Genomic DNA, 20832 nt, shown 5'->3' on the forward strand with positions numbered 1-20832 from the left:
GCTCTTTCAGACATATTATGTCATCAAGAGAGTTAAAGATGGCACCAAGGGTGTCTTACAGGAGCAGGAGATTAAAATGAAGCGTATTTTCCTATTGATTGCAACAAACATGGCAATATTGTTGGTTGCATCAATTGTTATGTCCCTTTTAGGGGTGAATACCTCAACCATGAGCGGCCTATTGGTGTTTGCTGCGATATTTGGTTTTGGCGGCGCGTTTATCAGCTTAGCTATCTCAAAATGGATGGCGAAGAAAACCATGGGTTGTGAAGTGATCACCACCCCAAGAGATCATACCGAACGTTGGTTGCTTGAAACCGTCGCGCGCCAAGCAAAGCAAGCGGGCATTAAGATGCCTGAAGTGGCGATTTACCAATCTCCAGAGCTCAATGCGTTTGCGACAGGTCCGAGTAAAGATAACTCGCTGGTTGCGGTCAGTAGCGGTTTGCTTTACGGCATGACGCAAGATGAAATTGAGGGAGTGTTAGCCCACGAAGTGAGCCATGTGGCTAACGGCGATATGGTGACACTGACCTTAATCCAAGGTGTGGTGAATACTTTCGTTATTTTTGCTGCCCGCGTTGTGGCAGGCATTATCGACACTTTTGTGTCGAGTAACGATGAAGAGGGTGAAGGCCTAGGTATGTTCGCCTATATGGCGGTGGTGTTTGTACTCGATATGCTGTTTGGTATTTTAGCGTCAATCATTGTGGCGTACTTCTCACGTGTGCGTGAGTTTAAAGCCGATGAAGGTGGCGCACGCTTAGCGGGCAAACATAAGATGATCGCGGCATTAGACCGATTACGTCGTGGCCCAGAAACTGGTGCGATGCCAGCCCAAATGGCAGCATTTGGTATCAATGGTAAAAAATCGATGGCTGAATTATTAATGAGCCATCCACCACTAGAAAAACGCATCGCGGCCTTACAAGCGAAATAATGATTTAGGTCATCACTTAAGCGATAGCATGCAATAATATTGCGTAGATAAAACGGGAGCCTAAGGCTCCCGTTTTTTATGGATCAATGTCGTAAATTGGCTAATACCGCTATACTGGTTAAGGATTGTTCACTTGTTAATGCCAAGTCGATTCCATTTTGCATAGACAGGGTGTGACAAGTGTCACTTTTGTCAGCTCGTAGGGTGTTTGGGCTATAGATATTTGATTCAGTGCACATTTTTAGTAATTGGCTGTTGGTACTATCGCCGCCACATTAAGCGTTGCTAATTTGTAAGGTCTCGGCTAGCTTAGGTTTAGTCACGTAAATGCAAATTAGGACATAGGCAAGATGGGCCGTGATTCAAAACAAACACCCACTATGCCAACCATAAAGAGGATATGATTGTGAGCAATAAAATATTAAGCGCATTATTTGGTGCAGGCTTAGCGGCATTGGCATTATCGCCAGCGGCAATGGCTGAACCACAAGAATTAGCAGAGATGCATGCAGAAATGGATGGCTGTGAAGCATGTCATGCCGATGGCGAGCCATCAGCTGACGGTGCTTATGAATTTGAGCAGTGTCAAAGCTGCCATGGCACCTTAGCCGAAATGGACGCAGTACATAAGCCACATGATGGCAATTTAGTATGCGCCGATTGCCATGCTCCTCATTCATCGAATGTGGGTGACAAGCCAGGTTGTGACAGCTGCCATGATGATGGCCGTACTGCAGAATCAGTCTTAAAGTAGTAATGACATAGCGCATTAGGCGCAACAACAAACACCAGCAATATTGCTGGTGTTTTTTTATGTCACCACATTCTGTCGTTGTGACTTTGTTATTATCAGGGTAACGTGGGAAATGTTTGCGCCTAAACAAGTTAGAACAAGTGTTGAGTTATTGGTGTGCTTGAGTAAAATAACCGCGATTAGCGTTAGGAACCGTCCCTAAGTGATAATAATGGGTCGCAGCACCTAATGATTCGTAAGTTAATCCTGAGCTTTCTTGTTCAATATTTGGTTATCTGATCCGGGAGACGACGTTGATCATCGACAGTCTAACCCCATGGATTAGGTCTAGCTAGATGAGGTCGGAGCAATTAGAGTGTTATTGTTTGGTTGTTAACTTGTTATTATGAGTGTTGGTTGAATGGAATAGGCCATTGGTAGGCGACATGGAGTGTACAGGATGTTTAAAGTAATCAAATGGGTAGTGGTTTCGCGTTCGCAATTGCTGAACGATTTACTGGAAACACGTTGGCCCCAACAATTTTTAGTTAAACTTGCGAAAGTGGCGCCTGATAGTCTAGAGGCGACCATGAATGAGGATAGTTTTTCTCTAGTGGTGATTGACTTAGCCACAGTGGATGTTCAACGAGCCTACCAATTACAGAAACAGATTAAAAAGCGCCATTCGGCGCGAGTAGTGTTTTTACACTATCCTGAGCAGATTGATGCGCGCTTTTTGATCTCACCGATCACGGCGGCGGTGTTCTTTCGTGATACCAGTCTTGAACAGGTGGGCCAGGCCTTGATTGATGTATTGAGGGGCCAGCGCATTATTCCTGAACAATTACTGACAGGTGACACCGATGCCGCGCTCGATGATGGTAGCGATAACTTAACCATACGCGAGCGAGAAGTGTTGCAGGCCTTGTTAAGCGGTAGCACGAATATCGATATTGCTAATCAACTCTTTGTCAGTGAAAGTACCATTAAAACCCACCTTTACCGGGTATTTCGTAAAATTGGCGTTTCAAGCCGTGGCCAAGCTATCGCATGGGCTCAGACTCACCTGCACGAAGTGCAGCAATAATATTACTGCTGATACCTCATCTGGCCGCCGTGCAGCGCGGCCAGTGAGTATTTGTCATCTCCCGCCTTTTTTGTACCAGAGTTGTCGACATCACTTGTTAGGATTTTAGCGTTAGAGTTAGCTATAATCAGTCACGTAAATAAGTGGTTGTAATAGATGCCGATCGCAAATCACCGATTTGTGGGTATACTGATAGACCCAAATATTAGAGAGGACGCGAAGATGGCCGAAGAAACGATTTTTAGTAAAATTATTCGACGAGAAATTGCAGCAGATATTTTATATCAAGATGAGCTAGTGACAGCATTTCGTGATATTCAACCTAAAGCCCCAACGCATATTTTAATCATCCCTAATCACCTTATTCCGACCATTAACGATGTGAAATCATCTGATGAAAAAGCCTTGGGACGGATGATCACGGTTGCCGCCAAACTCGCAACAGAAGCGGGCATTGCCGAAGATGGTTATCGGTTAGTAATTAACTGTAATAAGCATGGCGGCCAGGAGGTTTTCCATATTCATATGCATCTGCTAGGCGGCCAATATTTAGGGCCATTAGTATCGCAATCGCTAAGCTAGCGCCTGATCGAGTCATTCATGAAAACAAATCCCGAGTTTTTTCCCTTAACGGAGTTAGCCAGCCGCTTTGTGGATCAATTAGTACAGTGTCGCCGTTTAAAGCTCAGTGTACTAGAAGCCAGTGAACATCATGTGCTAATTGAATTGCCTTATAGTAAAGCGTTAATCGGTTATCCTGAAACGGGCGTTATTCATGGTGGGGTGATCACCACACTGATGGATACCGCCAGTGGCACCTCTGTGGTGTGCAGTATTTTCGATAAATACAAATCATTAGAACTGTCGCCTACGTTAGACTTGCGGGTCGATTATATGAAACCCGCCGCGCCTAATAAGAGCGTGTATGGCTTTGCTGAATGCTACAAATTATCGTCTAGTGTGGCTTTTACTCGAGCGATAGCTTATCAAGATTCCATTGATGATCCTATTGCCCATGCAGTGGGATCCTTTATGCGCATAAGTCCCGACATGGTAGGTGAGCCCTTTAGGCGGGCGCTGATGGGAGAGGTGTCATGAGCGAAGTGAGTAATTCTGGTGGCGAATTAAAGGTTAAAGACCTTGTTAAAAGAGCCACCGAGTTAAATGACTTTAGTCACCTGCTGGAACATGTGCCTTATGCTAAGTTTATCGGCATGCAGGTAGCGCGTTTTGGCGATGAGTTAGTATTTCAACTGCCCGCTAAAGATGACAACATCGGTAATCCGACATTGCCCGCGTTGCATGGTGGCGTGATAGCTGGATTTATGGAAATGTCAGCTATATTACAATTAATGGTATTTATGCAAGCAACTAAGGTGCCAAAGGTGGTTGATTTTTCTATCGATTACCTAAGAGCCGGGCATCATAAAGACAGCTTTGCCGAGTGTAAAATAACCCGCCAAGGCAGACGGGTCGCCAATGTGAGTATTAACTGTTGGCAAACCAATCGAAAAGCGCTGATTGCCACGGCAAGGGCGCATTTTCTGATTGAGTAATGCTCAGGAACAGATCTGCTGGGCCGCGGTCAACAGGCCCTACTAAATTAAGCGAGGCGAAATGAAAAAAACCATATTATTTACCGCACTGCTGATGTTAACTGCATGTGCTAACCATACTGCAGGGGTGATGGCCAGTTCAACCGGTGAGGTTAGGGTCGACAACAACGCCTTTCATCGCCAAGTGGCTGTCGATAATGTGCAGACGCGTATTGATGGGTCGTTACTAACGGCATCGGGCACCCTTAAAAGCCAAGTGGCAACAGATGTTCGAGTACAATATAAATTTACCTAGTTTGATATTAATGGCTTTGCCATTGAAGATGAAGGCAGTAGTTGGAAGCCGGTTAAATTGCATGGCAAGCAGCAGTTACAGGTTCGGGCTGTCGCGCCTAATAGCACAGCCGTACGCTGTCAATTGTATGTACGTGAGGCTTTTTCTAACTAAGGAGTGTTGGTGATAATGCGGGGGAGTGGAGTGAGCACAATGCACTCTGCTAACGTCTTTTTTGCACTAGTTTTGCACTATCAAGTCCGCTTTTTCATAAATAAATGGCCTAAATTAACGTTAGAGATGTCAAAGACTTGTATTGTTGATGTATAATGTTCAGCGCCAAGGGGTGTTAGCGACTCGTGAACCGTTTTAATTGTTCATATAGTCGACTCACTGAGATGTCTATCGACAAACCCTTAGAACCTGATCCGGCTAATACCGGCGTAGGAATGGGCCACACTAATGCATTATAGGATCTCTCTGGTTACTATAATCTCATTGTGCTTTCTTTCTCGCTTCTTTAACTGCCGGATCTCAAAAACTTATTTGAGGTCCTATGTTTACAATAAAATCTTTATCTCCAATAGCGTTAGCTATCACCGCAGCGTTAACCCATACAAGCCTTGCTGCAAATACGACTCCAGTTGATACCGATGAGATGGAAGTCCTTGTCGTCACATCCGATTTTCGTCAATCAGCCCTAGATAAAATGCCGTCGAGCATCAGTATAATCGATCAGCAACAGATCGAAGATGAAGGGGCGCAGCATTTTGAAGAGCTACTTAATACGATCGCCAATTTTAATTGGTCTGGCGGCAGTTCACGGCCAAAATATTTTCAGATCCGTGGTGTAGGTGAGCAAGAAGAGTATCAAGGCGCGCCCAATTCATCGGTCGGTTATATCATCGATGATATCGATATGTCGGGCTTGGGGATGGTCGCCAGCATGTATGATCTGCAGCAGGTAGAAGTACTCCGTGGCCCACAGGGCACAAGGTATGGTGCCAATGCCTTAGCCGGATTAATTTACCTCAAAAGCAACGATCCCACGGCGATGTTTGAACATGGTGCCGAGGTGTCAATTGGGGATGATAAACTGCGCACCTTTAGCGGCTTTAGTTCGGGGCCACTGACCGATTCAGGCACCTTGCTGTATCGCGTCTCGCTGCAGCAACATCAGCAAAATGGTTATCGCGATAATCTCTACACTGGCCAAGATGACAGTAACGGCCGTGATGAGCTAAACACCCGCCTTAAGCTGCGCTGGTACGCCAGTGACTCTCTCACGCTAGATTTTAACCTGATGCACGCCAATTTTGATAATGGCTATGATGCCTGGACGTTAGACAATAACGGTTTTGATACGCTGACCGATGCACCGGGTGTCGATAAACAGCGCACCACGGGTAGCTCGCTTAAAATCACCTATTCGGGTTACAACAATTTTGAATTAGTGTCGTTAACATCAATGGCTCAGACCGATACTCACCATGGATACGATGGTGATTGGGCCAATCCCGATTATTGGCACGCAAGAGTGTGTGACGCAGCCCCGTGTGAGTATGACTATACCTGGGGTAAAGTAGGCGATCGTCAAACGGTGTCACAAGAGTTTCGTCTCAGCTCGACCGATGCAGGAAGGCTATTTAATGGCAGCACCGATTGGTTATTGGGCGTGTATGGTATGAAACTCGATGAAGATAATCACACCACAGAAGTGTACAACGGCTGGCCAGAAGCACTGGTTGCCGATTATAACGCCACCAATATGGCATTATTTGGTCAGCTTGATAGTGATTTGGGTGATGATTATGCCCTCTCAGTAGGGCTAAGAGTCGAGCGCAGAGAAAGCGATTATCAAGACAGTGCAGGGGATGGCTTTGACCCCTCTGAGACTATGTGGGGCGGACATATCGCCTTGAGCAAGGCGCTCAGTGATGATCATCAAAGTTATATCCGCATCGCTCGAGGCTATAAAGCCGGTGGCTTTAATATGTCTCTGCCAGCAGCGCTCAGTGATAAAAAAGAGTATCAGGCCGAAACCCTGTATAACTATGAACTTGGCTTAAAATCGACCTGGTTTGAGGGCGATGTGAGTACCAATGTCAGCGTGTTTTATATGGATCGTAGCGATCAACAGGTTGCAGCATCGCAGCAAAATCCTGATGAGCCGCAAAAATTTATTCTGTACACCGAAAATGCCAGCGACTCCTATAATTATGGCGCTGAGTTTGAGGGGCGTTGGTATACCAGCGATAATTTAATGCTCTACGCCACTGCAGGCTGGTTAGAGACGGCCTATGGCGATTATCAATATCAAAATAAGTATGGCGAGCTTGTGGACTTAAGTGAGCGTGAATTAGCCCACTCGCCAAACTTTACCTATAGCGCTGGTGCCACTTATCGTAGCGATAACGGTTGGTTTGCTAACTTAACCAGCAGCGGTAAGAGTGAATTTTATTACTCGGACAGTAATGAGTCTACATCAGATCCTTACACTATTTTTAACGCGCGTATCGGTTATGAAACAGAGCTGTGGTCCGCCTATTTGTGGGGGCGTAATCTGTTTGATGAGCAGTATGGCGTGCGCGGCTTCTATTTTGGTAATGAACCTGATTTAGGTTGGGCCGATAAGCAGTACATTCGCTATGGCGATCCGCGTCAGCTAGGCTTAACCCTTAAGGTTAAATTGATGTAATGCCCATCGCATAAAGGTGTGAGGCTGCTGGCTATCCAGTAGCCTCAAATTTGGTGTATTCAATAGGCTAGGCTGTTTTCAAACAAAGTCTGCTCAGTACAGGATGAAATAAGATGCAATCAACCATGATGAAATTAACCGCTGAAATCAGCATGTATCCGTTTAAAGAAAATTATATCGAACCTATACAGTGGTTTATTGATCGCCTCGACAGTTATGAGCATATCGAGCGTAAAACTAATGCCATGGCGACACAAATTTGCGGCGATTATGCCGCGGTGATGAACATGCTGGCGATAGAGATGCAAGCGGCCCATGAAAAATGGGGGAAGTCGGTATTTGTGGTGAAATTTATTGGCGGTGAACTGGACTTGTCTCACACCCAATAATCTTGATTAAGGCTCTACATAATTCATGATAAGAGTATGATATTACTATGATAGAACTTTGGACAGAGTTGGTATCAACCGTTTCTAGCGCAGCGGCGCAGGCCCATCAATTGACAGGGTGGGAAGGTGTTGCTGTCGTATTGGCCATGGCGTATTTGATGCTAGCGATGCGTGGCAGTATTTGGTGTTGGGCGGCGGCCTTTTTGAGTACCGCTATCTACACTATGCTGTTTTGGGAAGTCTCGTTATTAATGGAGTCGCTGCTCAATATTTACTATATGGCGATGGCGGGTTATGGCTACTGGTTATGGACAAGGGGGCGTGGTGGCGATAAAGGGGTCGATATTGTCAGTTGGTCTGTGTCTCGTCACCTGTTATTGATTGGCCTAACCAGTGTTATCTCCTTGCTGGTTGGGCACTTTATGGCGACCCAGACTCAAGCGTCTTATCCTTATCTTGATGCTGCGACCACCTGCTTTGCGGTGATGGCCACCTATTTAGTGGCTCAAAAAGTGCTGGAAAACTGGCTCTACTGGGTGGTTATCGATCTGGTGTCAATTTATCTGTATCTCAATAAGGGGCTGCTACTCACTAGCATCCTATTTATTTTGTATGTCGGCATGGCGATCGGTGGTTATTTTATCTGGCGCGCGAGCATGCGCGAGCAATCGGAGAATCAGGCAAACCATTATGCGTATGAGTCATAAGTGGTGACCATGCCGCCGTGCTTAGCGTATTCGTTGCAGCAATCACTGTCTGCCGATATCAAAGACGAATTGGCCGCCAAAGGCTGTAACCTTGCTCAGGCGTTAGATGTTGAACGTTTGTCCCATGGTTTAAGTAACCAAAATTACCGTATTGTCACCAGCGAGCGTGAATTTGCACTGCGCATTAATAGCGATGCTAGTAATGCACTTTGCAGTCGCCACAGTGAAGTGCAACTGTGGCGCAGCGCGGCCAAAGTCTCGATTGCGCCGCAATTACATTATGTGTCAGATGATTATCGATATTACCTTAGTGAATTTATCGTAACCACTGCGGATTGGGGCCTGTTAATGACCGCCGATAGCGCCGCACCACAGCCAGTTGCCCCTGTGCACCCGACGGCGCATCAAGCGTTATTGTCTTTACTGCAAGAATTAAGCGCATTACCCATACCCGATAATGCAATCTCGGTCGCCCAGCAGTGGCATGAGTATCTGGCTAAATTAAGCCAAGTGAGTGAGCAGCTAAGCGGTTCTGTTTCTCATTGTCAGGCTTGGCTGGCGCGTTTTGAGCTATTGAACAGTCATAGTCCACGAGTGCAATGGTTACTCGATACCCTTGCAGAGTGCATGGTCTTGCCGCAATTTAGTCATCGCGACTTAAATCCGCATAATTTGCTGCTTAGCGGTGATAAGCTTTGGTGTATCGATTATGAATATGCTTGCAGCTCACATCCGTTGGTCGACTTAGCTAGCATCTTAGCGACCCATAAATTGTCCGATTGGCAGCGCCAATGGTTAACCACTCAGTATCTGCTAGATCATAGCAAACTCAATGACGCGGCGCTTAATGCTGTGCCGGCTGCGATTGAACTGTACTGGTATTTTGCGCTTTGTTGGGCGCTATTAATGCACAGTGAGCTGATACTTGATGGCGGTATGATAAACCAGGCTAATGCCTTTATCGGTGCTGACGCTAAAGCGTCATATCTAGCAAACGATTACCTTGAATATTTTGATGACTTTTTAAAGAGAGTCGCACCTTAGTGTTATTAAACGGGGGAACGGGGTTAAAAAAGCGACAAATGACTTCTATTTGGCATTAATTGTTTAAGATGCGAAAGATTATCAACTGAGTAAGGGTCTCTTTTATCAATGATGATAAAGAGGATTTTTTTATGCAGGTTATTCGTTTATATCAACAAGCGCTCAAGGGCATATCTCAGCTCGATGGTGTCGTCGCATTAGGGCTGCGCCTCTATTTGGCGCCTGTATTGATGCAGGCTGGGTACAATAAGTTGACCCACTTTAGCGATACTGTCGCTTGGTTTGGCGACCCTAACTGGGGCTTAGGCCTGCCTATGCCAGAGGTGATGGTCGCGCTTGCGGCGGGAACCGAGTTTTTTGGCGCCATCTTATTGCTCTTTGGTTTAGCAACCCGTCTAGTGACCATTCCCCTGAGTATTACCATGCTGGTGGCCGCATTCAGTGTGCATTGGCAAAACGGCTGGTTGGCGATTGCCGATCCCAACTCTTGGTTAGCCAATGAGCAGGTGCTGGCATCGGCTGAAAAGTTACAAGCGGCTAAGTCATTACTGCAACAATATGGTAATTATGATTGGCTAACCTCATCGGGTAACCTAGTGGTGCTTAATAATGGGATTGAATTTGCCATCACCTATCTGTTAATGCTGCTGGCGCTAATGGTCATTGGAGGAGGGCGTTATACCAGTCTTGATTACCTTATCGCCAAACGGTATCAATGAATTTAATTGTCGCTGGCTAAGAGATAAGTCCTACTGTTTTAGTAGGATTTTATAGATCAATTTGCTACTCTTTGCCCGTTGATTTGCTCTATTACAGGACTATTTTGTGGATGCTATCGAACTGCTGTTAACACGTCAATCTTCTCCTCGGTTAGTGGCTCCGGCCCCTAGCGAGTCTCAACTTAACACCATTTTAAGTGCCGCTGTGCGCGCTCCAGATCATGGAGGATTAAATCCTTGGGAGTTCATTGTCGCCACTGGTGAGGGGCTCGATCGCTTAGGCGCGCTGTTTGTTGATGCAACACAAGCAGATGGCGGCGACACGAGCACTATCGATAAAGTGCGCAATATGCCACAGCGTGCGCCAATGGTAATAACCGTAGTCGCTAAAGTGGTTGAGCATGCCAAAGTGCCCGCGTTAGAGCAGCACCTTGCGGTGGGCTGCGCCTGTATGGCGATGCAACAAGCGGCGTTTGCTTTAGGTTTAGGCGGTATATGGCGTACCGGTGGATTGGCATTTAACCGCCATTTACACCAAGCGTTAGCGCTGGACGACGATGCACAAATTATCGGTTTCTTGTATCTGGGGACCCCAGCGATAACCGCGCCAATAAAACCAACTAAATCGGCCCAAGGTTTTGTGCGCTACTTATAGTCATCAGTTAGTGTCTGCTGTCGTTCGACTTTGGTCGGGTTTACATACAGTATAAAACTGTCACAGTGGTGTTATACCTGCCTCATACCCATGTACAGGTTTCACCCTAAGTGATTATATTGCCCACGACCTTTAGCGTGGGCATTTTTTTGCCCCATCTAATATGTTTGTTCAAGTAAGGCCATTGCTGCTTATCTAACGGCTTACTATTATGAACAATTGCCAAGATATGCTAAAGCTGTTGCGTAAAGCGATACAAGATAGCGAGTCATTAATCGGTCACATTAAGTGGATATCATACAGGAGCCGTTATGGATCAAGGTGGACGCGTAGGTTGGTTACAAGGTGAGCGGGTAGTGTTAGAACCCATGACGCATGAGCATATTCCTGCGTTAGCGCTTGCGGTTACTGATGGTCAATTATGGACCTTATGGTATGCCAGTGTGCCTCATCTCGATGAGATGAAAGCCTATGTAGAGCAGGCCATGGCAGACGAGCAACGCGGTGAGACCTTAGCCTTTGTGGTGCGCGATACCCTGTCAGGTCACATTGTTGGCTCAACCCGCATCATGAACTGGGAGCAAGCTCATCGCCGGTTGGAGATTGGTCACACCTGGTACAGTAAAAGTGCGCAGCGCAGTGGCATCAACACCGAAGCTAAATACCTGTTGCTTAAATATGTCTTTGAAACCTTAGCTGTGATGGCGGTGGAGTTTCGCACTCACTGGCATAATCAAGCCTCGCGCGAGGCGATAGTACGCCTAGGAGCGACCCAAGATGGGGTGTTACGCAACCATCGACTACTCAAAGATGGTACGATCAGAGATACAGTTGTCTACTCCATTATTGACAGTGAGTGGCCTACAGTGAAGCAACTGTTACGCCAGCGCATGGCTTTAAACTAGGGAGCCCATTGTTTCGAGGGTTTCGTTGCTTAGTTGAGGGGAGATAAAACCGCTATTATGGCTCTATCGCGGCGACTTACAGTGAATAAACGCTAAGATAATCGTCAAGCATAAGTCTAGTTTGAGTCGCTTGTAATGCTAGAACAACAAGATTTTTTAAATGATAACCTTGATATTGAGCGATATCTAAAGTAGAAATAACGCAATATTTAGGCTTAATGCAAAGGAATTTCCATATGCGCTTTTATACTCCACTGTCTGCTGCCGTGTTTGCTGTTTTCAGTCTTTCTGTCACGGCCAATCAAACGCCAGTTTCAGCCGCTGAAATCGCGTTTAATCAAGAAGTGGTGCAATGCGCTGCTTATTACCATATTGCATCCGATGCCATCAGCAATATGGATGCCCCGCAGATGAAGCCAGTTGGCGAGCGGCTTAAACAGTCGGGAGAGGCGGCGCTAACACTGGCAAAGCAGTATCAAAGTGAAGCGCAGGTCGAGCAATTATTGCAACAAGCCATTGCTAAGCAGCAGGCTAGCCTGCCTAATAACAAAAGTTTAGGTGGCCTGATGGGACGTTATAAAACCCCTTGTCAGAACCTGCTTGCCGATCCGCAGCAACGCCTCGACTATTGGATAATGGCCACTATGTGATTGTTACGCCTGTGAGCATGAGATCAGCGGCCAATAGAGCGCTGCTAGGTTCTGCATAGGGTAAGTTGAATAAAAATGAATCAAAAGAGTGCACTGGCGCTCTTTTTTGTTTGGTTCTGAAACTTCATTCACTCAACTACGGTCTAGTGAGTTATCGTGTTTTGCAATAGTCCCTCTTGTTAAGTTGCTCGCTCTCGCTAATGCGGCCAACAGTGATGTCGGAGAAGCCATGAATATCTACCTTTTGATTGCAGCAGTATTGGCCTCAATTACCTGTGTTGGCCATTTTGTGATGGCCAAGCCGCAATTTTTACGTCCCATGCTACAAGCCGATTTTGATCCCACGACTAAAACCCTAATGCACTGTGTATTTCACTATGTGTCGATATTTTTGGTGCTATCGACACTGGTGTTATTTGCCTGTGGCTTACACTTAGTGTCCCCACGGCAAACCTATGCCTTGGCCTTGTTTATCTGCCTTAACTTTATGCTGTTTGCGACTTGGCAAATATATATTGGTTACTTTGCCGAAGCAAAGAGTGCACGTCGTGTTCAGTTTCAGTGGGTGTTTTTTATTATCATTAGTGTGTTTACGCTATTAGGCGTGTTTACCGATTAAGCGGCCATTTCAACATGGGGCTAATAAGTAAGCTTTCTAGCCTAACTGTCTCAGTACAAATTTGTCTAAGTGTAATTGAGTGTAATATTATCTAAATTCAATTGCATAGTGCTGCGCTATTGAGGCACAGTGGATGATTAGTATTTTAGTCGACGGAACGGCTGCGGCGCTGTAAGCCTTGAGAGTGTGAGACTCACTTCATGATAAATGTAAAACGATTAGTTAAATCCTACCAAATGGGAGAGTCGCCGGTGTTGGCATTACGCGGGGTCGATTTTTCCATACAAGCCAATGAGTTTGTGGCCATCATGGGGCCTTCTGGCTCTGGTAAATCGACCTTAATGAATATTATTGGTTGCCTCGATAAGCCTACCAGTGGCTCTTACTGCTTAAACGCGCAAGAGGTGAGTCAACTCGATGATGACGCCTTATCTGCAGTGCGTAACAAAGAGATAGGCTTTGTATTTCAAAGCTTTCATTTATTACCGCGTCTCAGTGCATTACAAAACGTATTATTACCACTGCGCTTTGGTGAGCATGCCGACGATAGCACGGATTATGCGCAGCAATTACTGGCACGAGTGGGCTTAAGCGATCGTCAAGATCATCGCCCCAACCAATTATCCGGTGGGCAGCGTCAACGAGTTGCGATTGCCAGAGCCTTGGTGAATCGACCCACCATTTTATTGGCCGATGAACCGACAGGTGCCTTAGACAGTAAAACCTCAGTGGAGATAATGGCGCTGTTTACCGAGCTCCACCAAGCGGGGCAAACCATCATTTTAGTGACCCATGAGGAGGAAGTCGCGGCTTATGCTCAGCGGATCATCCGTATGCGCGATGGCGATATCGTCAGCATTGAACAGCGAGGTGTACATGCCGCATAAGGTGTTTTTTGGCGGTTGCGCCGCATTGGCTGCTTGCATGATAAGCTTTTGCAGCTGGGCCGACGATAGTTTTCCCTCATTACTGTTAACGGGCAAAATCAGCTCGGTTGACTCACAAACCTTTACCGTACCTAAGGCCGGAGATGCTTGGCGCTATCAAATTCAGTGGATGCTGCCCGAAGGCACTTTAGCCCAGCCTGGGCAAAGTGTGGTGATTTTTGATAAAAGCCAATTGACCAATCAAATTGAGCAGCTAGAGGCCAGTTTATTGCGGGTCACGGCGCAAGAGCAAAGTACGGCTATCGAGCTAACGGGTGCGGTATTGCAAGCACAGTTTGATCTTAAGCAGCGCCAACTTGAGGTGGAAAAAGCCCAGCTTGATGCCGATGTGCCATTAGCCTATCTAGCGGCTAAACAGTATGCCGAAAACCAATTCAGTTTGATGCAGGCCCGCAGCGAGCTTGAAAAGGCGCAGCAGGCCTTAGTTGAGGCGTTAGATAAGCAAGATGCTAGCCGTCAACAGTTAGCCATAGATAAACGCAAAGCCCAGCTGGAGTTAAGCCAGGCGCTGCAAGGCATAGCGCAACTGGAATTAACCGCGCAATTTGCCGGCCCTCTCTTGTATGAGCGCCATCCATGGACAGAGACCAAATATGGCGTGGGCGACACAGTGCAGATAGGCCGTCAAGTGGCGACGATCCCAGCGCTAGATAAACTCGAAGTCGTTGCTTGGGTTAATGAGGTGGATGTTGACCGTCTAAGGCTTAAGCAAGCCGTTAGTCTGCAACTCGATGCCCATGTTGAAGTGACCTTCGATGGCACTATTGCATCTATTGGGAAGCAAGCGATGTCTCAACCAGCTTGGGGGCAGAGCAAATGGTTTAAGGTCGGCATCGATTTTGCCAAAGAAAATGCCCAAATTGAGTTGGTACCGGGCATGAGCGTGCTGGTGGCGACCAAGGAGTTAGCTGATGCGCAAGGGTAATATGATGCAGGTGTGCTGCGCCTTATTCGTCAGTATGTTACTGGCAGGCTGCGGCCAACAGGCGTTGACACGCGTCGAACAAGGGGTATTGATCCAGCAAGTCGAGGTGACAGGTGAACTGGTGTCAGCCGATACCGTGGCGATGATGCCGCCGGCGATCCGTCGTGTATGGCAATATCAAGTCAAACAGTTGGCTCCAGAGGGCAGCGAAGTGGCCAAAGGCGATGTGGTCGCCAGGTTAGATACCTCTGAGTTAACCCAACGCCTGTCGGTCAGCGCGGCGCGATTGGCGGCGACCAAGCAAGATATTGAAACCTCTAACCTGCGCAATGCCAAGCGGCTCGAACAACTGCGGCTCGATCTTGCCGAAGCCCAGATGAACCATGAAAAGGCGGAACGAAAATTTAAACTATCCGATGAAACCGTGGCGTTAATCGAGAAAGAAAAATACCAGCGTGATGCCATTATTGCCAAAGATAGAGTGGCATTGATTAAGCAAAAAATGGCACTAGAGTCCCAAGGCGCCGAGCAGCGTCAAGCCATGTTAGCCGGGGATGAGCAAAAGTTTGCTTCAGAAGTGGCAGCCTTAGAGAAGGGGATCGCGTCGATGACCTTAAAAGCACCTCGCGCGGGCATGGTGGTGTATGGCAACGATCCGCAAGGCAATAAAATTAAAGAGGGCCAATCGGTGTTTGCCGGTGACGCCGTGTTATCTATCCCTGATCTATCTCATATGCAAGTCAACATGACCGTGCCCGAAGTGGAAGCACAGCGGGTTAAACGCGGTCAAGTGATTAACATTCGTCTCGACGCCAATCCTGAGCGCGTGTTTAAGGGCAAAATAATTGAGTTGGGCGCGGTGTTTCGCAATAAGAATCAAGATGTCCCCATGGTGGTGTTCGATGCCGTCGCCAGTATCGATGAGCCCGACAGTGAGCTGATGCGACCTGGGATGACGGCCAAGATCAGTATTGATATTGCTCAGGCGAGCCCCTCGTTATTAGTGGCTAAAGAAGCGGTGAGCTTTGACGGTGGCCAAGCGTATGTACGCCAGCCCACTTGGCTGGGCGAACGTAAACAGCCAATTACTATTGGTGATATGGGGGCCGAGCGAATGGTGGTCAGTCAAGGTTTACGTGCCGGTGATGAGGTGTTACTGCCATGATGTTAGTGCATTTTTTTGATTGTTGTCGTCTTATGAAATCCTGCTTAGGCCAAGCTAAGCTGCGGTCATCTGTTTTGATGAGCAGCGTACTTTGTAGCAGTCTACTGCTGCTTGGCTGCAGTCAACCCGAGCACGATGGGGTGTTAACCATGGAGGTTAAGCTGCGCGATTTTAATGTGCAGATCCCAGCGACCGGTGAGCTGGAGGCGAGCCAATCGACGGCGGTGACTGTGCCTTCAGGGGTGCGTGGACCGCAATCCCTAGCCTGGATTTTAGCCAACTTTAGTCGAGTCAAGGCGGGGGATGTGGTGGCGCGCATGGATCCCACACGCCAAGCCTATTTACTCGAAATGGAAGCGTTTGATTTTAATAAGCTGGATCTCGATAAACAGATGCAGCAACAAAAAGATAAAACCGTAAGCCAAGAGTTGCAGGTGGGTACGCAGGTCACCAGTGAAGAGCGAGACTTGGCCGAGCGTTTCTTCAGTGAAGATGAACGGGTCTACACCAAAATAGAGATCATTGAGCAGATGCGTAATCAAGATTATTTGGGTGCCAAGATGGACTATTTTGATTGGGGATTGTCCCAGCATGATGCACAGGCGCAAGCCGAGCAGCAGCTTATCGAGCTTAAGCAGCAGGGGCATAAAGCGAAAATTGATCGCTATGAAAATAACCTCAAACAGATGGAGATCATCGCTCCCCATGATGGCCTATTTGTGTATCAGTCTGGCTGGGACGGTGCCATGCCAGTGGTCGGTGACATGATGTGGTCAGGGTTTACCATAGGCACCTTGCCCGACACCTCTGTAATGCAAGCTAAGCTGTTTGTGCTTGAGTCTGAGGCTGCAGGGCTTTCTGTGGGGCAACCAGCTCATGTCTATCTCGATGCTTACCCAGATAAACGTTTCAGCGGTAAGGTCAGTCAGCTCGATGCGTTAGCAAAACCCAAAGATAAAGACAGCCCAGTTAACTACTTTCAGTTTACCGTGAGTTTAGATGAGACCCTGCCGGCGATCATGCAACCGGGGCGACAGCTGAGCGCTAAAGTGGATGCGGTGTCACTCAATGAGGTGTTGACCGTGCCTAACCAAGCGCTATTTCAGAAAGAGGGCCGCTATTGGGTGTACCTCAAAACGGCAGAGGGTTTTATCGAGCAGGGGGTCGAGCCAGGACAACGCAGTATCGATATGACGGAAATTACCAGCGGACTTAACCAAGGTGATGTGATTGCCTTAACCACACCGCCCAAAAGGAGCCGCTTATGAAGGTGATTAAGGGATATGTTGAGGGCGTCATTCAAGCGTTTGACGAGATGCGCCATCATAAATTGCGCACCGCATTAACCTTGCTGGGGATGATATTTGGTGTGGGCGCGGTGATTGCGATGCTCAGTGTTGGCGAAGGCGCCGAGCGTGAAGCCTTGCGGATGATTGAGTCCATGGGAGTGAACAACATCGTCATCAATGCGCGGCCCGCCGATGGTGATGCGTTAAAATCTATCCGTGAACACAGCATCGGCTTAAGCCTGCGCGATGTGTCTAGTGCGGCCACCACCTTGCCTTTTGTTAAAGATTGGAGCGCGCAAAAGCAGGTGAAAACCTTTAGTTTATTTAGCCCGCAAGGGCGCAGTGATGCCACAGTGGTTGGGGTTACGCCCAGTTACTTTAATTTGAGTGCGCTCAAGGTGGCCAAAGGCCGCAGCTTGACCCAAGCCGATCAGAATCATTATCGTCAAGTCGCCGTGCTGGGGCCCGAAGCTGCGCGCAGTTTATTTCCGCAAGATAAACCCGTTGGCGGACTGATTAAAGTGAACCATCAATGGTTTGAGGTGGTCGGCGTGCTGTCTGAAGGCGAGGCGGTGCAGTCTAAAATTCAAGGAGTGAAACTGGGCGGCGAACGCAATCAAGTGTTTATTCCACTGGCAACGGCACTCAAGAAGATGAACGTTAAACCGTTAGAGGATGAACTCGACTCGATTAAGTTGGCCATTGCCGATGGGATTGAGCCTTCACTGGCGGCTAAAAGTTTAGGCCACCTATTTGAGCGGCGTCACGGCGGCGAAAAAGATTATGAGATCGTGGTGCCTGCCGATCTACTGGCCCAACATCAAAAAACGCAGCAAATATTCAACATTGTGATGGCATGTGTGGCAGGGATCTCTTTGCTGGTGGGTGGCATAGGGATCATGAACATCATGTTGGCAACAATTATGGAGCGTACCGCTGAAATTGGCTTATTGCGCGCCCTAGGGGCGAGACGTAAAGATATCGCGCGCCAATTTTTAATTGAGAGTATCGCTATCTCTGCCACGGGGGGCGTGATAGGCATAGTGGTGGGATTACTGTTAGCTTTAGTGATATCAGCCGCTGCAGGCTGGCCCGTGGCCTGGTCACCCTTTGCGGTGCTGCTGTCGCTAGGGGTGTGTATGACCATAGGGATAGGTTTTGGGCTTTACCCAGCGCAAAAAGCCGCGCGTTTAGATCCCATCGTGGCGTTGCAACGTGATTAAAGCTGCGTTGTTTTGCAAGGTGAGCAAACCGTGAGTGATGTTACTCGGTAACTCATGATCTTGACGTTCTGACTGGCAGCTTAGCCCCTGCGAGTTTACTTTGCCGCCGTTATCGCGAATGAGTAACAGCCTTGGTCTGCCTGGCAATTGTCAGGCTTGGCCGAGCGAGTTAATAAAGGCTCTGCTGTGTCAGTGCTTGGCTGGTTATCGTCAAACAAGACTTGAGTCACACCACTTAACCAACCGCCGTCAGAACTGTGGTTAACATAGGTGGAAACGTCGACAACGGTCAGCCAAAAGGCATAGCCTACGATGGAGTAAATGGTTAAGCGGAACATGAAAGTACCTTGGTGGTTGCTAAATTAGAGATGCACTATACGCGCTAATTTTGTACAAATAAACTGTCAATGTTTTGCCGCGAAATAGTCATCATTCACTTTTTATTAGATACTGTTTTTATTGGGCTTTTACCCGAAGAAGGCGCTGGAAAGTTTAAGGCGCCAAATAAAAAATCAGTGTCAGATTTTCGTTATAGCGTCAAAGTTTGAATACGTAGGGCACAATGCATAGTTGAGGTTTATCGTGGCTCGATGGTAGACAAGACAAAGAAACAACTCGCTTGATTTATAAGCGAGTCGTCAACTTAGTGCAATTCGTGCCAATTACTGGCATATTGCGTGGCACGAACTACACAAGATTCACTCTGTTGCTGTGGTGTGACTCTTGAAGTCAGCGGTTTACCTTAATGGTGTTTTTTCCACATCATGATCCCCGCGACAATAATCACTAATGCCACAAGCGGTAATATATCGTATAGATGGTGGAATAAGCCAATACCACTGTGTCCTCCGTGTGCCCACGCCGCTGCAGGTAATAAACTAACAAGTAGTAATAATGCTCTGTTCATGGTGATGCTCCATTTTAGGTATAATGATTAATTGGTTTCTAGCGCTAACTGCATCAGCAGCATCTCTTCACCGGCAACGATGCGCGTGTCAAAACTGTGGCATTTGGGGCAAATGACAGTGCGCTCGGCCACTTCGACAGTGGTGTTACATTGCTGGCAACTGAGTACGATGGCTTGATGCTCTATGGTGAGTACGGCCTCTTTGGCGCGTCCTTCTAGTTTAAAGGTATCAAATGCGGTGGCTAATAAGGCGGGTTCAACGCCACTTAGCACACCAATTTTTATCACCACTTCGGTTATCCTCGTGGCGTTATTGTCACTGGCATATTGCTCGCATTGCTCCAGCAGAGCGCCGACGATGGAATACTCGTGCATTAGCAGATCCTAGGTAATAATTCGCCTTGGGGGAGGTCGAGATAACGACTACTGCCCCACGGCGTGGTTAAGATCACCTTACCATGATGATTATCCTCCACTTGACCAATAATGGCAGCGGTTTGGCTATCACCATAGCGATTGATAATTTCAACCACCCCAGATGCGATGGCTTGTGGCACGGCCAAAATAAAGGTGCCTTCGTTGGCTAAATCATGGGGTTCAAAGCCATAGAGTTCACACAGACCTTTAACCTCATCACTGACGGGGATCTGTGACTCGGCCACACTAATGCCTACCTCTGATGCCTGCGCCCATTCATTGAGCACGGCTGCCAGGCCGCCACGGGTGGCGTCGCGCATGGCATGGATGGTAATATTTGCGGCGATCAGTTGTTCAACTACAGGCCATAAGTTAGCGCAATCACTGCGTAAATCTGACTCTAGGTTAAGCCCTTCGCGGGCCATCAATATGGCGGCGCCGTGCCGGCCAATGTCACCAGAGACAATGATGGCATCCCCTGGCTGCAAATTATTGACCGAAATATGGGGTTTGAGGATCCGCCCAACCCCAGAGGTGTTAATAAATAAACCATCGGCGCAGCCTTTGGGCACCACTTTAGTGTCGCCGCACACAACGCGAGTGCCGCTTTTATGCAGCTCACTTGCCATACTCGCAACAATCTGTTTGAGCGAGGCGATGGCAAATCCCTCTTCAATAATAAAGCTACAACTGAGATATTGTGGCTCTGCGCCCATCATCGCCAGATCGTTGACCGTGCCCGCCACGGCCAATTTGCCAATATCGCCGCCAGCAAAAAACAGCGGGCTCACGGTAAAAGAGTCGGTCGTAAAGGCGGTAGGCCCGTCTAAATTGAGCAGGGCAGCGTCTTCTTCACTGGCCAAAATTGGGTTAGCAAAGGCCTTAAAGAAGATAGACTTAATGAGGTTATTCATCTCTTTGCCGCCACCACCATGGCTAAGTTGAACGGCTTTTTCGGTGGGCAGCTTAATCTCTACAGACAT

At 47.6% G+C, this 20832-nt stretch carries 24 protein-coding genes, 1 pseudogene and 1 riboswitch; of the genes and pseudogenes, 21 read left to right on the forward strand and 4 right to left on the reverse strand.

Going from position 1 to position 20832, the window contains the following annotated elements; translation table 11 throughout:
- Positions 1-76 precede the first annotated feature (76 nt).
- The 21 genes and pseudogenes from htpX (at position 77) to AC5YBX_RS07820 (ending at position 18525) form a co-directional block, all read left to right on the forward strand.
- A complete protein-coding gene (htpX, locus tag AC5YBX_RS07720) occupies positions 77-940 on the forward strand; it encodes a protease HtpX (RefSeq protein ID WP_494519329.1) in 864 nt (287 codons plus the stop codon).
- Positions 941-1346: 406 nt separating this feature from the next.
- On the forward strand, positions 1347-1694 hold the full coding sequence (gene cctA, locus AC5YBX_RS07725) for a tetraheme c-type cytochrome CctA (RefSeq protein WP_494519328.1): 348 nt from the start codon (positions 1347-1349) through the stop codon (positions 1692-1694).
- 439 nt (positions 1695-2133) lie between these two features.
- The gene (locus AC5YBX_RS07730) at positions 2134-2760 is read left to right on the forward strand and encodes a LuxR C-terminal-related transcriptional regulator (protein ID WP_494519327.1); all 627 of its coding nucleotides are present in this window, start codon (positions 2134-2136) and stop codon (positions 2758-2760) included.
- A gap of 222 nt (positions 2761-2982) precedes the next feature.
- Positions 2983-3342: a purine nucleoside phosphoramidase gene (hinT, locus tag AC5YBX_RS07735; RefSeq protein WP_494519326.1), complete on the forward strand. Its 360-nt coding sequence runs from the start codon at positions 2983-2985 to the stop codon at positions 3340-3342.
- An 18-nt stretch (positions 3343-3360) separates the two neighbouring features.
- A complete protein-coding gene (locus tag AC5YBX_RS07740; protein WP_494519325.1) occupies positions 3361-3858 on the forward strand; it encodes a PaaI family thioesterase in 498 nt (165 codons plus the stop codon).
- Entirely contained in the window at positions 3855-4316 is a 462-nt protein-coding gene (locus tag AC5YBX_RS07745) for a PaaI family thioesterase (RefSeq protein ID WP_494519324.1), read from the forward strand. The genes AC5YBX_RS07740 and AC5YBX_RS07745 overlap by 4 nt, the downstream gene beginning before the upstream one ends.
- Before the next feature lie 61 nt (positions 4317-4377).
- Positions 4378-4764, forward strand: a pseudogene (locus AC5YBX_RS07750) (YcfL family putative periplasmic lipoprotein).
- A 158-nt stretch (positions 4765-4922) separates the two neighbouring features.
- Positions 4923-5057, forward strand: a riboswitch (TPP riboswitch).
- 89 nt (positions 5058-5146) lie between these two features.
- Entirely contained in the window at positions 5147-7288 is a 2142-nt protein-coding gene (locus AC5YBX_RS07755; protein WP_494519322.1) for a TonB-dependent receptor, read from the forward strand.
- Between the two features lie 128 nt (positions 7289-7416).
- Positions 7417-7677: a hypothetical protein gene (locus AC5YBX_RS07760; RefSeq protein ID WP_494521631.1), complete on the forward strand. Its 261-nt coding sequence runs from the start codon at positions 7417-7419 to the stop codon at positions 7675-7677.
- A gap of 47 nt (positions 7678-7724) precedes the next feature.
- Positions 7725-8384: a nicotinamide riboside transporter PnuC gene (gene pnuC / locus AC5YBX_RS07765; protein WP_494519321.1), complete on the forward strand. Its 660-nt coding sequence runs from the start codon at positions 7725-7727 to the stop codon at positions 8382-8384.
- Positions 8385-8393: 9 nt separating this feature from the next.
- Entirely contained in the window at positions 8394-9428 is a 1035-nt protein-coding gene (locus AC5YBX_RS07770) for a phosphotransferase (protein ID WP_494524704.1), read from the forward strand.
- A gap of 131 nt (positions 9429-9559) precedes the next feature.
- Positions 9560-10147 (forward strand): HvfX family Cu-binding RiPP maturation protein, encoded by a 588-nt coding sequence (locus AC5YBX_RS07775; protein WP_494519319.1) that lies wholly within the window; start codon positions 9560-9562, stop codon positions 10145-10147.
- A 106-nt stretch (positions 10148-10253) separates the two neighbouring features.
- Entirely contained in the window at positions 10254-10802 is a 549-nt protein-coding gene (locus AC5YBX_RS07780; protein WP_494519318.1) for an NAD(P)H nitroreductase, read from the forward strand.
- Between the two features lie 311 nt (positions 10803-11113).
- On the forward strand, positions 11114-11707 hold the full coding sequence (locus tag AC5YBX_RS07785) for a GNAT family N-acetyltransferase (RefSeq protein WP_494524705.1): 594 nt from the start codon (positions 11114-11116) through the stop codon (positions 11705-11707).
- A gap of 236 nt (positions 11708-11943) precedes the next feature.
- Complete coding sequence (locus AC5YBX_RS07790; RefSeq protein WP_494519316.1) at positions 11944-12357, forward strand: hypothetical protein; 414 nt, start codon at positions 11944-11946, stop codon at positions 12355-12357.
- A 229-nt stretch (positions 12358-12586) separates the two neighbouring features.
- Complete coding sequence (locus AC5YBX_RS07795; RefSeq protein ID WP_494524706.1) at positions 12587-12976, forward strand: hypothetical protein; 390 nt, start codon at positions 12587-12589, stop codon at positions 12974-12976.
- A gap of 200 nt (positions 12977-13176) precedes the next feature.
- Entirely contained in the window at positions 13177-13863 is a 687-nt protein-coding gene (locus tag AC5YBX_RS07800; RefSeq protein WP_494519314.1) for an ABC transporter ATP-binding protein, read from the forward strand.
- On the forward strand, positions 13853-14848 hold the full coding sequence (locus AC5YBX_RS07805; RefSeq protein WP_494519313.1) for an HlyD family secretion protein: 996 nt from the start codon (positions 13853-13855) through the stop codon (positions 14846-14848). Before AC5YBX_RS07800 ends, AC5YBX_RS07805 begins: the two co-directional genes overlap by 11 nt.
- Complete coding sequence (locus tag AC5YBX_RS07810) at positions 14835-16013, forward strand: efflux RND transporter periplasmic adaptor subunit (RefSeq protein WP_494519312.1); 1179 nt, start codon at positions 14835-14837, stop codon at positions 16011-16013. The genes AC5YBX_RS07805 and AC5YBX_RS07810 overlap by 14 nt, the downstream gene beginning before the upstream one ends.
- A 77-nt stretch (positions 16014-16090) precedes the next feature.
- Positions 16091-17281 carry an efflux RND transporter periplasmic adaptor subunit gene (locus AC5YBX_RS07815; protein WP_494519311.1) on the forward strand — a complete coding sequence of 397 codons (1191 nt, stop codon included), beginning with the start codon at positions 16091-16093 and terminating at the stop codon, positions 17279-17281.
- Positions 17278-18525 carry an ABC transporter permease gene (locus tag AC5YBX_RS07820; RefSeq protein ID WP_494519310.1) on the forward strand — a complete coding sequence of 416 codons (1248 nt, stop codon included), beginning with the start codon at positions 17278-17280 and terminating at the stop codon, positions 18523-18525. The genes AC5YBX_RS07815 and AC5YBX_RS07820 overlap by 4 nt, the downstream gene beginning before the upstream one ends.
- Before the next feature lie 95 nt (positions 18526-18620).
- Here the strand turns inward: AC5YBX_RS07820 and AC5YBX_RS07825 are convergent, their stop codons facing one another.
- From AC5YBX_RS07825 to hypE, 4 genes are all read right to left on the reverse strand, one after another.
- Complete coding sequence (locus AC5YBX_RS07825; RefSeq protein ID WP_494519309.1) at positions 18621-18863, reverse strand: hypothetical protein; 243 nt, start codon at positions 18861-18863, stop codon at positions 18621-18623.
- A 404-nt stretch (positions 18864-19267) separates the two neighbouring features.
- Positions 19268-19432, reverse strand: coding sequence for a hypothetical protein (locus AC5YBX_RS07830; protein ID WP_475516640.1), 165 nt, complete (start codon positions 19430-19432; stop codon positions 19268-19270).
- Between the two features lie 27 nt (positions 19433-19459).
- Positions 19460-19807 carry a hydrogenase maturation nickel metallochaperone HypA gene (gene hypA / locus AC5YBX_RS07835; RefSeq protein ID WP_475516641.1) on the reverse strand — a complete coding sequence of 116 codons (348 nt, stop codon included), beginning with the start codon at positions 19805-19807 and terminating at the stop codon, positions 19460-19462.
- A complete protein-coding gene (gene hypE / locus AC5YBX_RS07840) occupies positions 19807-20832 on the reverse strand; it encodes a hydrogenase expression/formation protein HypE (protein ID WP_494519308.1) in 1026 nt (341 codons plus the stop codon). Before hypE ends, hypA begins: the two co-directional genes overlap by 1 nt.

The organism is Shewanella sp. 492 (assembly GCF_059338445.1).

Bases quoted from the DNA above. Each gene is read 5' to 3' on its own strand.
- AC5YBX_RS07805 (WP_494519313.1), top strand. From the start codon at position 13,853: ATGCCGCATAAGGTGTTTTTTGGCGGTTGCGCCGCATTGGCTGCTTGC.
- AC5YBX_RS07730 (WP_494519327.1), top strand. From the start codon at position 2,134: ATGTTTAAAGTAATCAAATGGGTAGTGGTTTCGCGTTCGCAATTGCTG.
- pnuC (WP_494519321.1), top strand. From the start codon at position 7,725: ATGATAGAACTTTGGACAGAGTTGGTATCAACCGTTTCTAGCGCAGCG.
- htpX (WP_494519329.1), top strand. From the start codon at position 77: ATGAAGCGTATTTTCCTATTGATTGCAACAAACATGGCAATATTGTTG.
- AC5YBX_RS07770 (WP_494524704.1), top strand. From the start codon at position 8,394: ATGCCGCCGTGCTTAGCGTATTCGTTGCAGCAATCACTGTCTGCCGAT.
- AC5YBX_RS07830 (WP_475516640.1), bottom strand. From the start codon at position 19,432: ATGAACAGAGCATTATTACTACTTGTTAGTTTATTACCTGCAGCGGCG.
- AC5YBX_RS07790 (WP_494519316.1), top strand. From the start codon at position 11,944: ATGCGCTTTTATACTCCACTGTCTGCTGCCGTGTTTGCTGTTTTCAGT.
- AC5YBX_RS07810 (WP_494519312.1), top strand. From the start codon at position 14,835: ATGCGCAAGGGTAATATGATGCAGGTGTGCTGCGCCTTATTCGTCAGT.
- hinT (WP_494519326.1), top strand. From the start codon at position 2,983: ATGGCCGAAGAAACGATTTTTAGTAAAATTATTCGACGAGAAATTGCA.
- AC5YBX_RS07815 (WP_494519311.1), top strand. From the start codon at position 16,091: ATGAGCAGCGTACTTTGTAGCAGTCTACTGCTGCTTGGCTGCAGTCAA.
- AC5YBX_RS07760 (WP_494521631.1), top strand. From the start codon at position 7,417: ATGAAATTAACCGCTGAAATCAGCATGTATCCGTTTAAAGAAAATTAT.
- AC5YBX_RS07745 (WP_494519324.1), top strand. From the start codon at position 3,855: ATGAGCGAAGTGAGTAATTCTGGTGGCGAATTAAAGGTTAAAGACCTT.
- hypA (WP_475516641.1), bottom strand. From the start codon at position 19,807: ATGCACGAGTATTCCATCGTCGGCGCTCTGCTGGAGCAATGCGAGCAA.
- AC5YBX_RS07795 (WP_494524706.1), top strand. From the start codon at position 12,587: ATGAATATCTACCTTTTGATTGCAGCAGTATTGGCCTCAATTACCTGT.
- AC5YBX_RS07800 (WP_494519314.1), top strand. From the start codon at position 13,177: ATGATAAATGTAAAACGATTAGTTAAATCCTACCAAATGGGAGAGTCG.
- AC5YBX_RS07755 (WP_494519322.1), top strand. From the start codon at position 5,147: ATGTTTACAATAAAATCTTTATCTCCAATAGCGTTAGCTATCACCGCA.
- AC5YBX_RS07775 (WP_494519319.1), top strand. From the start codon at position 9,560: ATGCAGGTTATTCGTTTATATCAACAAGCGCTCAAGGGCATATCTCAG.
- hypE (WP_494519308.1), bottom strand. From the start codon at position 20,832: ATGTCTGTAGAGATTAAGCTGCCCACCGAAAAAGCCGTTCAACTTAGC.
- AC5YBX_RS07820 (WP_494519310.1), top strand. From the start codon at position 17,278: ATGAAGGTGATTAAGGGATATGTTGAGGGCGTCATTCAAGCGTTTGAC.
- AC5YBX_RS07825 (WP_494519309.1), bottom strand. From the start codon at position 18,863: ATGTTCCGCTTAACCATTTACTCCATCGTAGGCTATGCCTTTTGGCTG.
- AC5YBX_RS07785 (WP_494524705.1), top strand. From the start codon at position 11,114: ATGGATCAAGGTGGACGCGTAGGTTGGTTACAAGGTGAGCGGGTAGTG.
- AC5YBX_RS07740 (WP_494519325.1), top strand. From the start codon at position 3,361: ATGAAAACAAATCCCGAGTTTTTTCCCTTAACGGAGTTAGCCAGCCGC.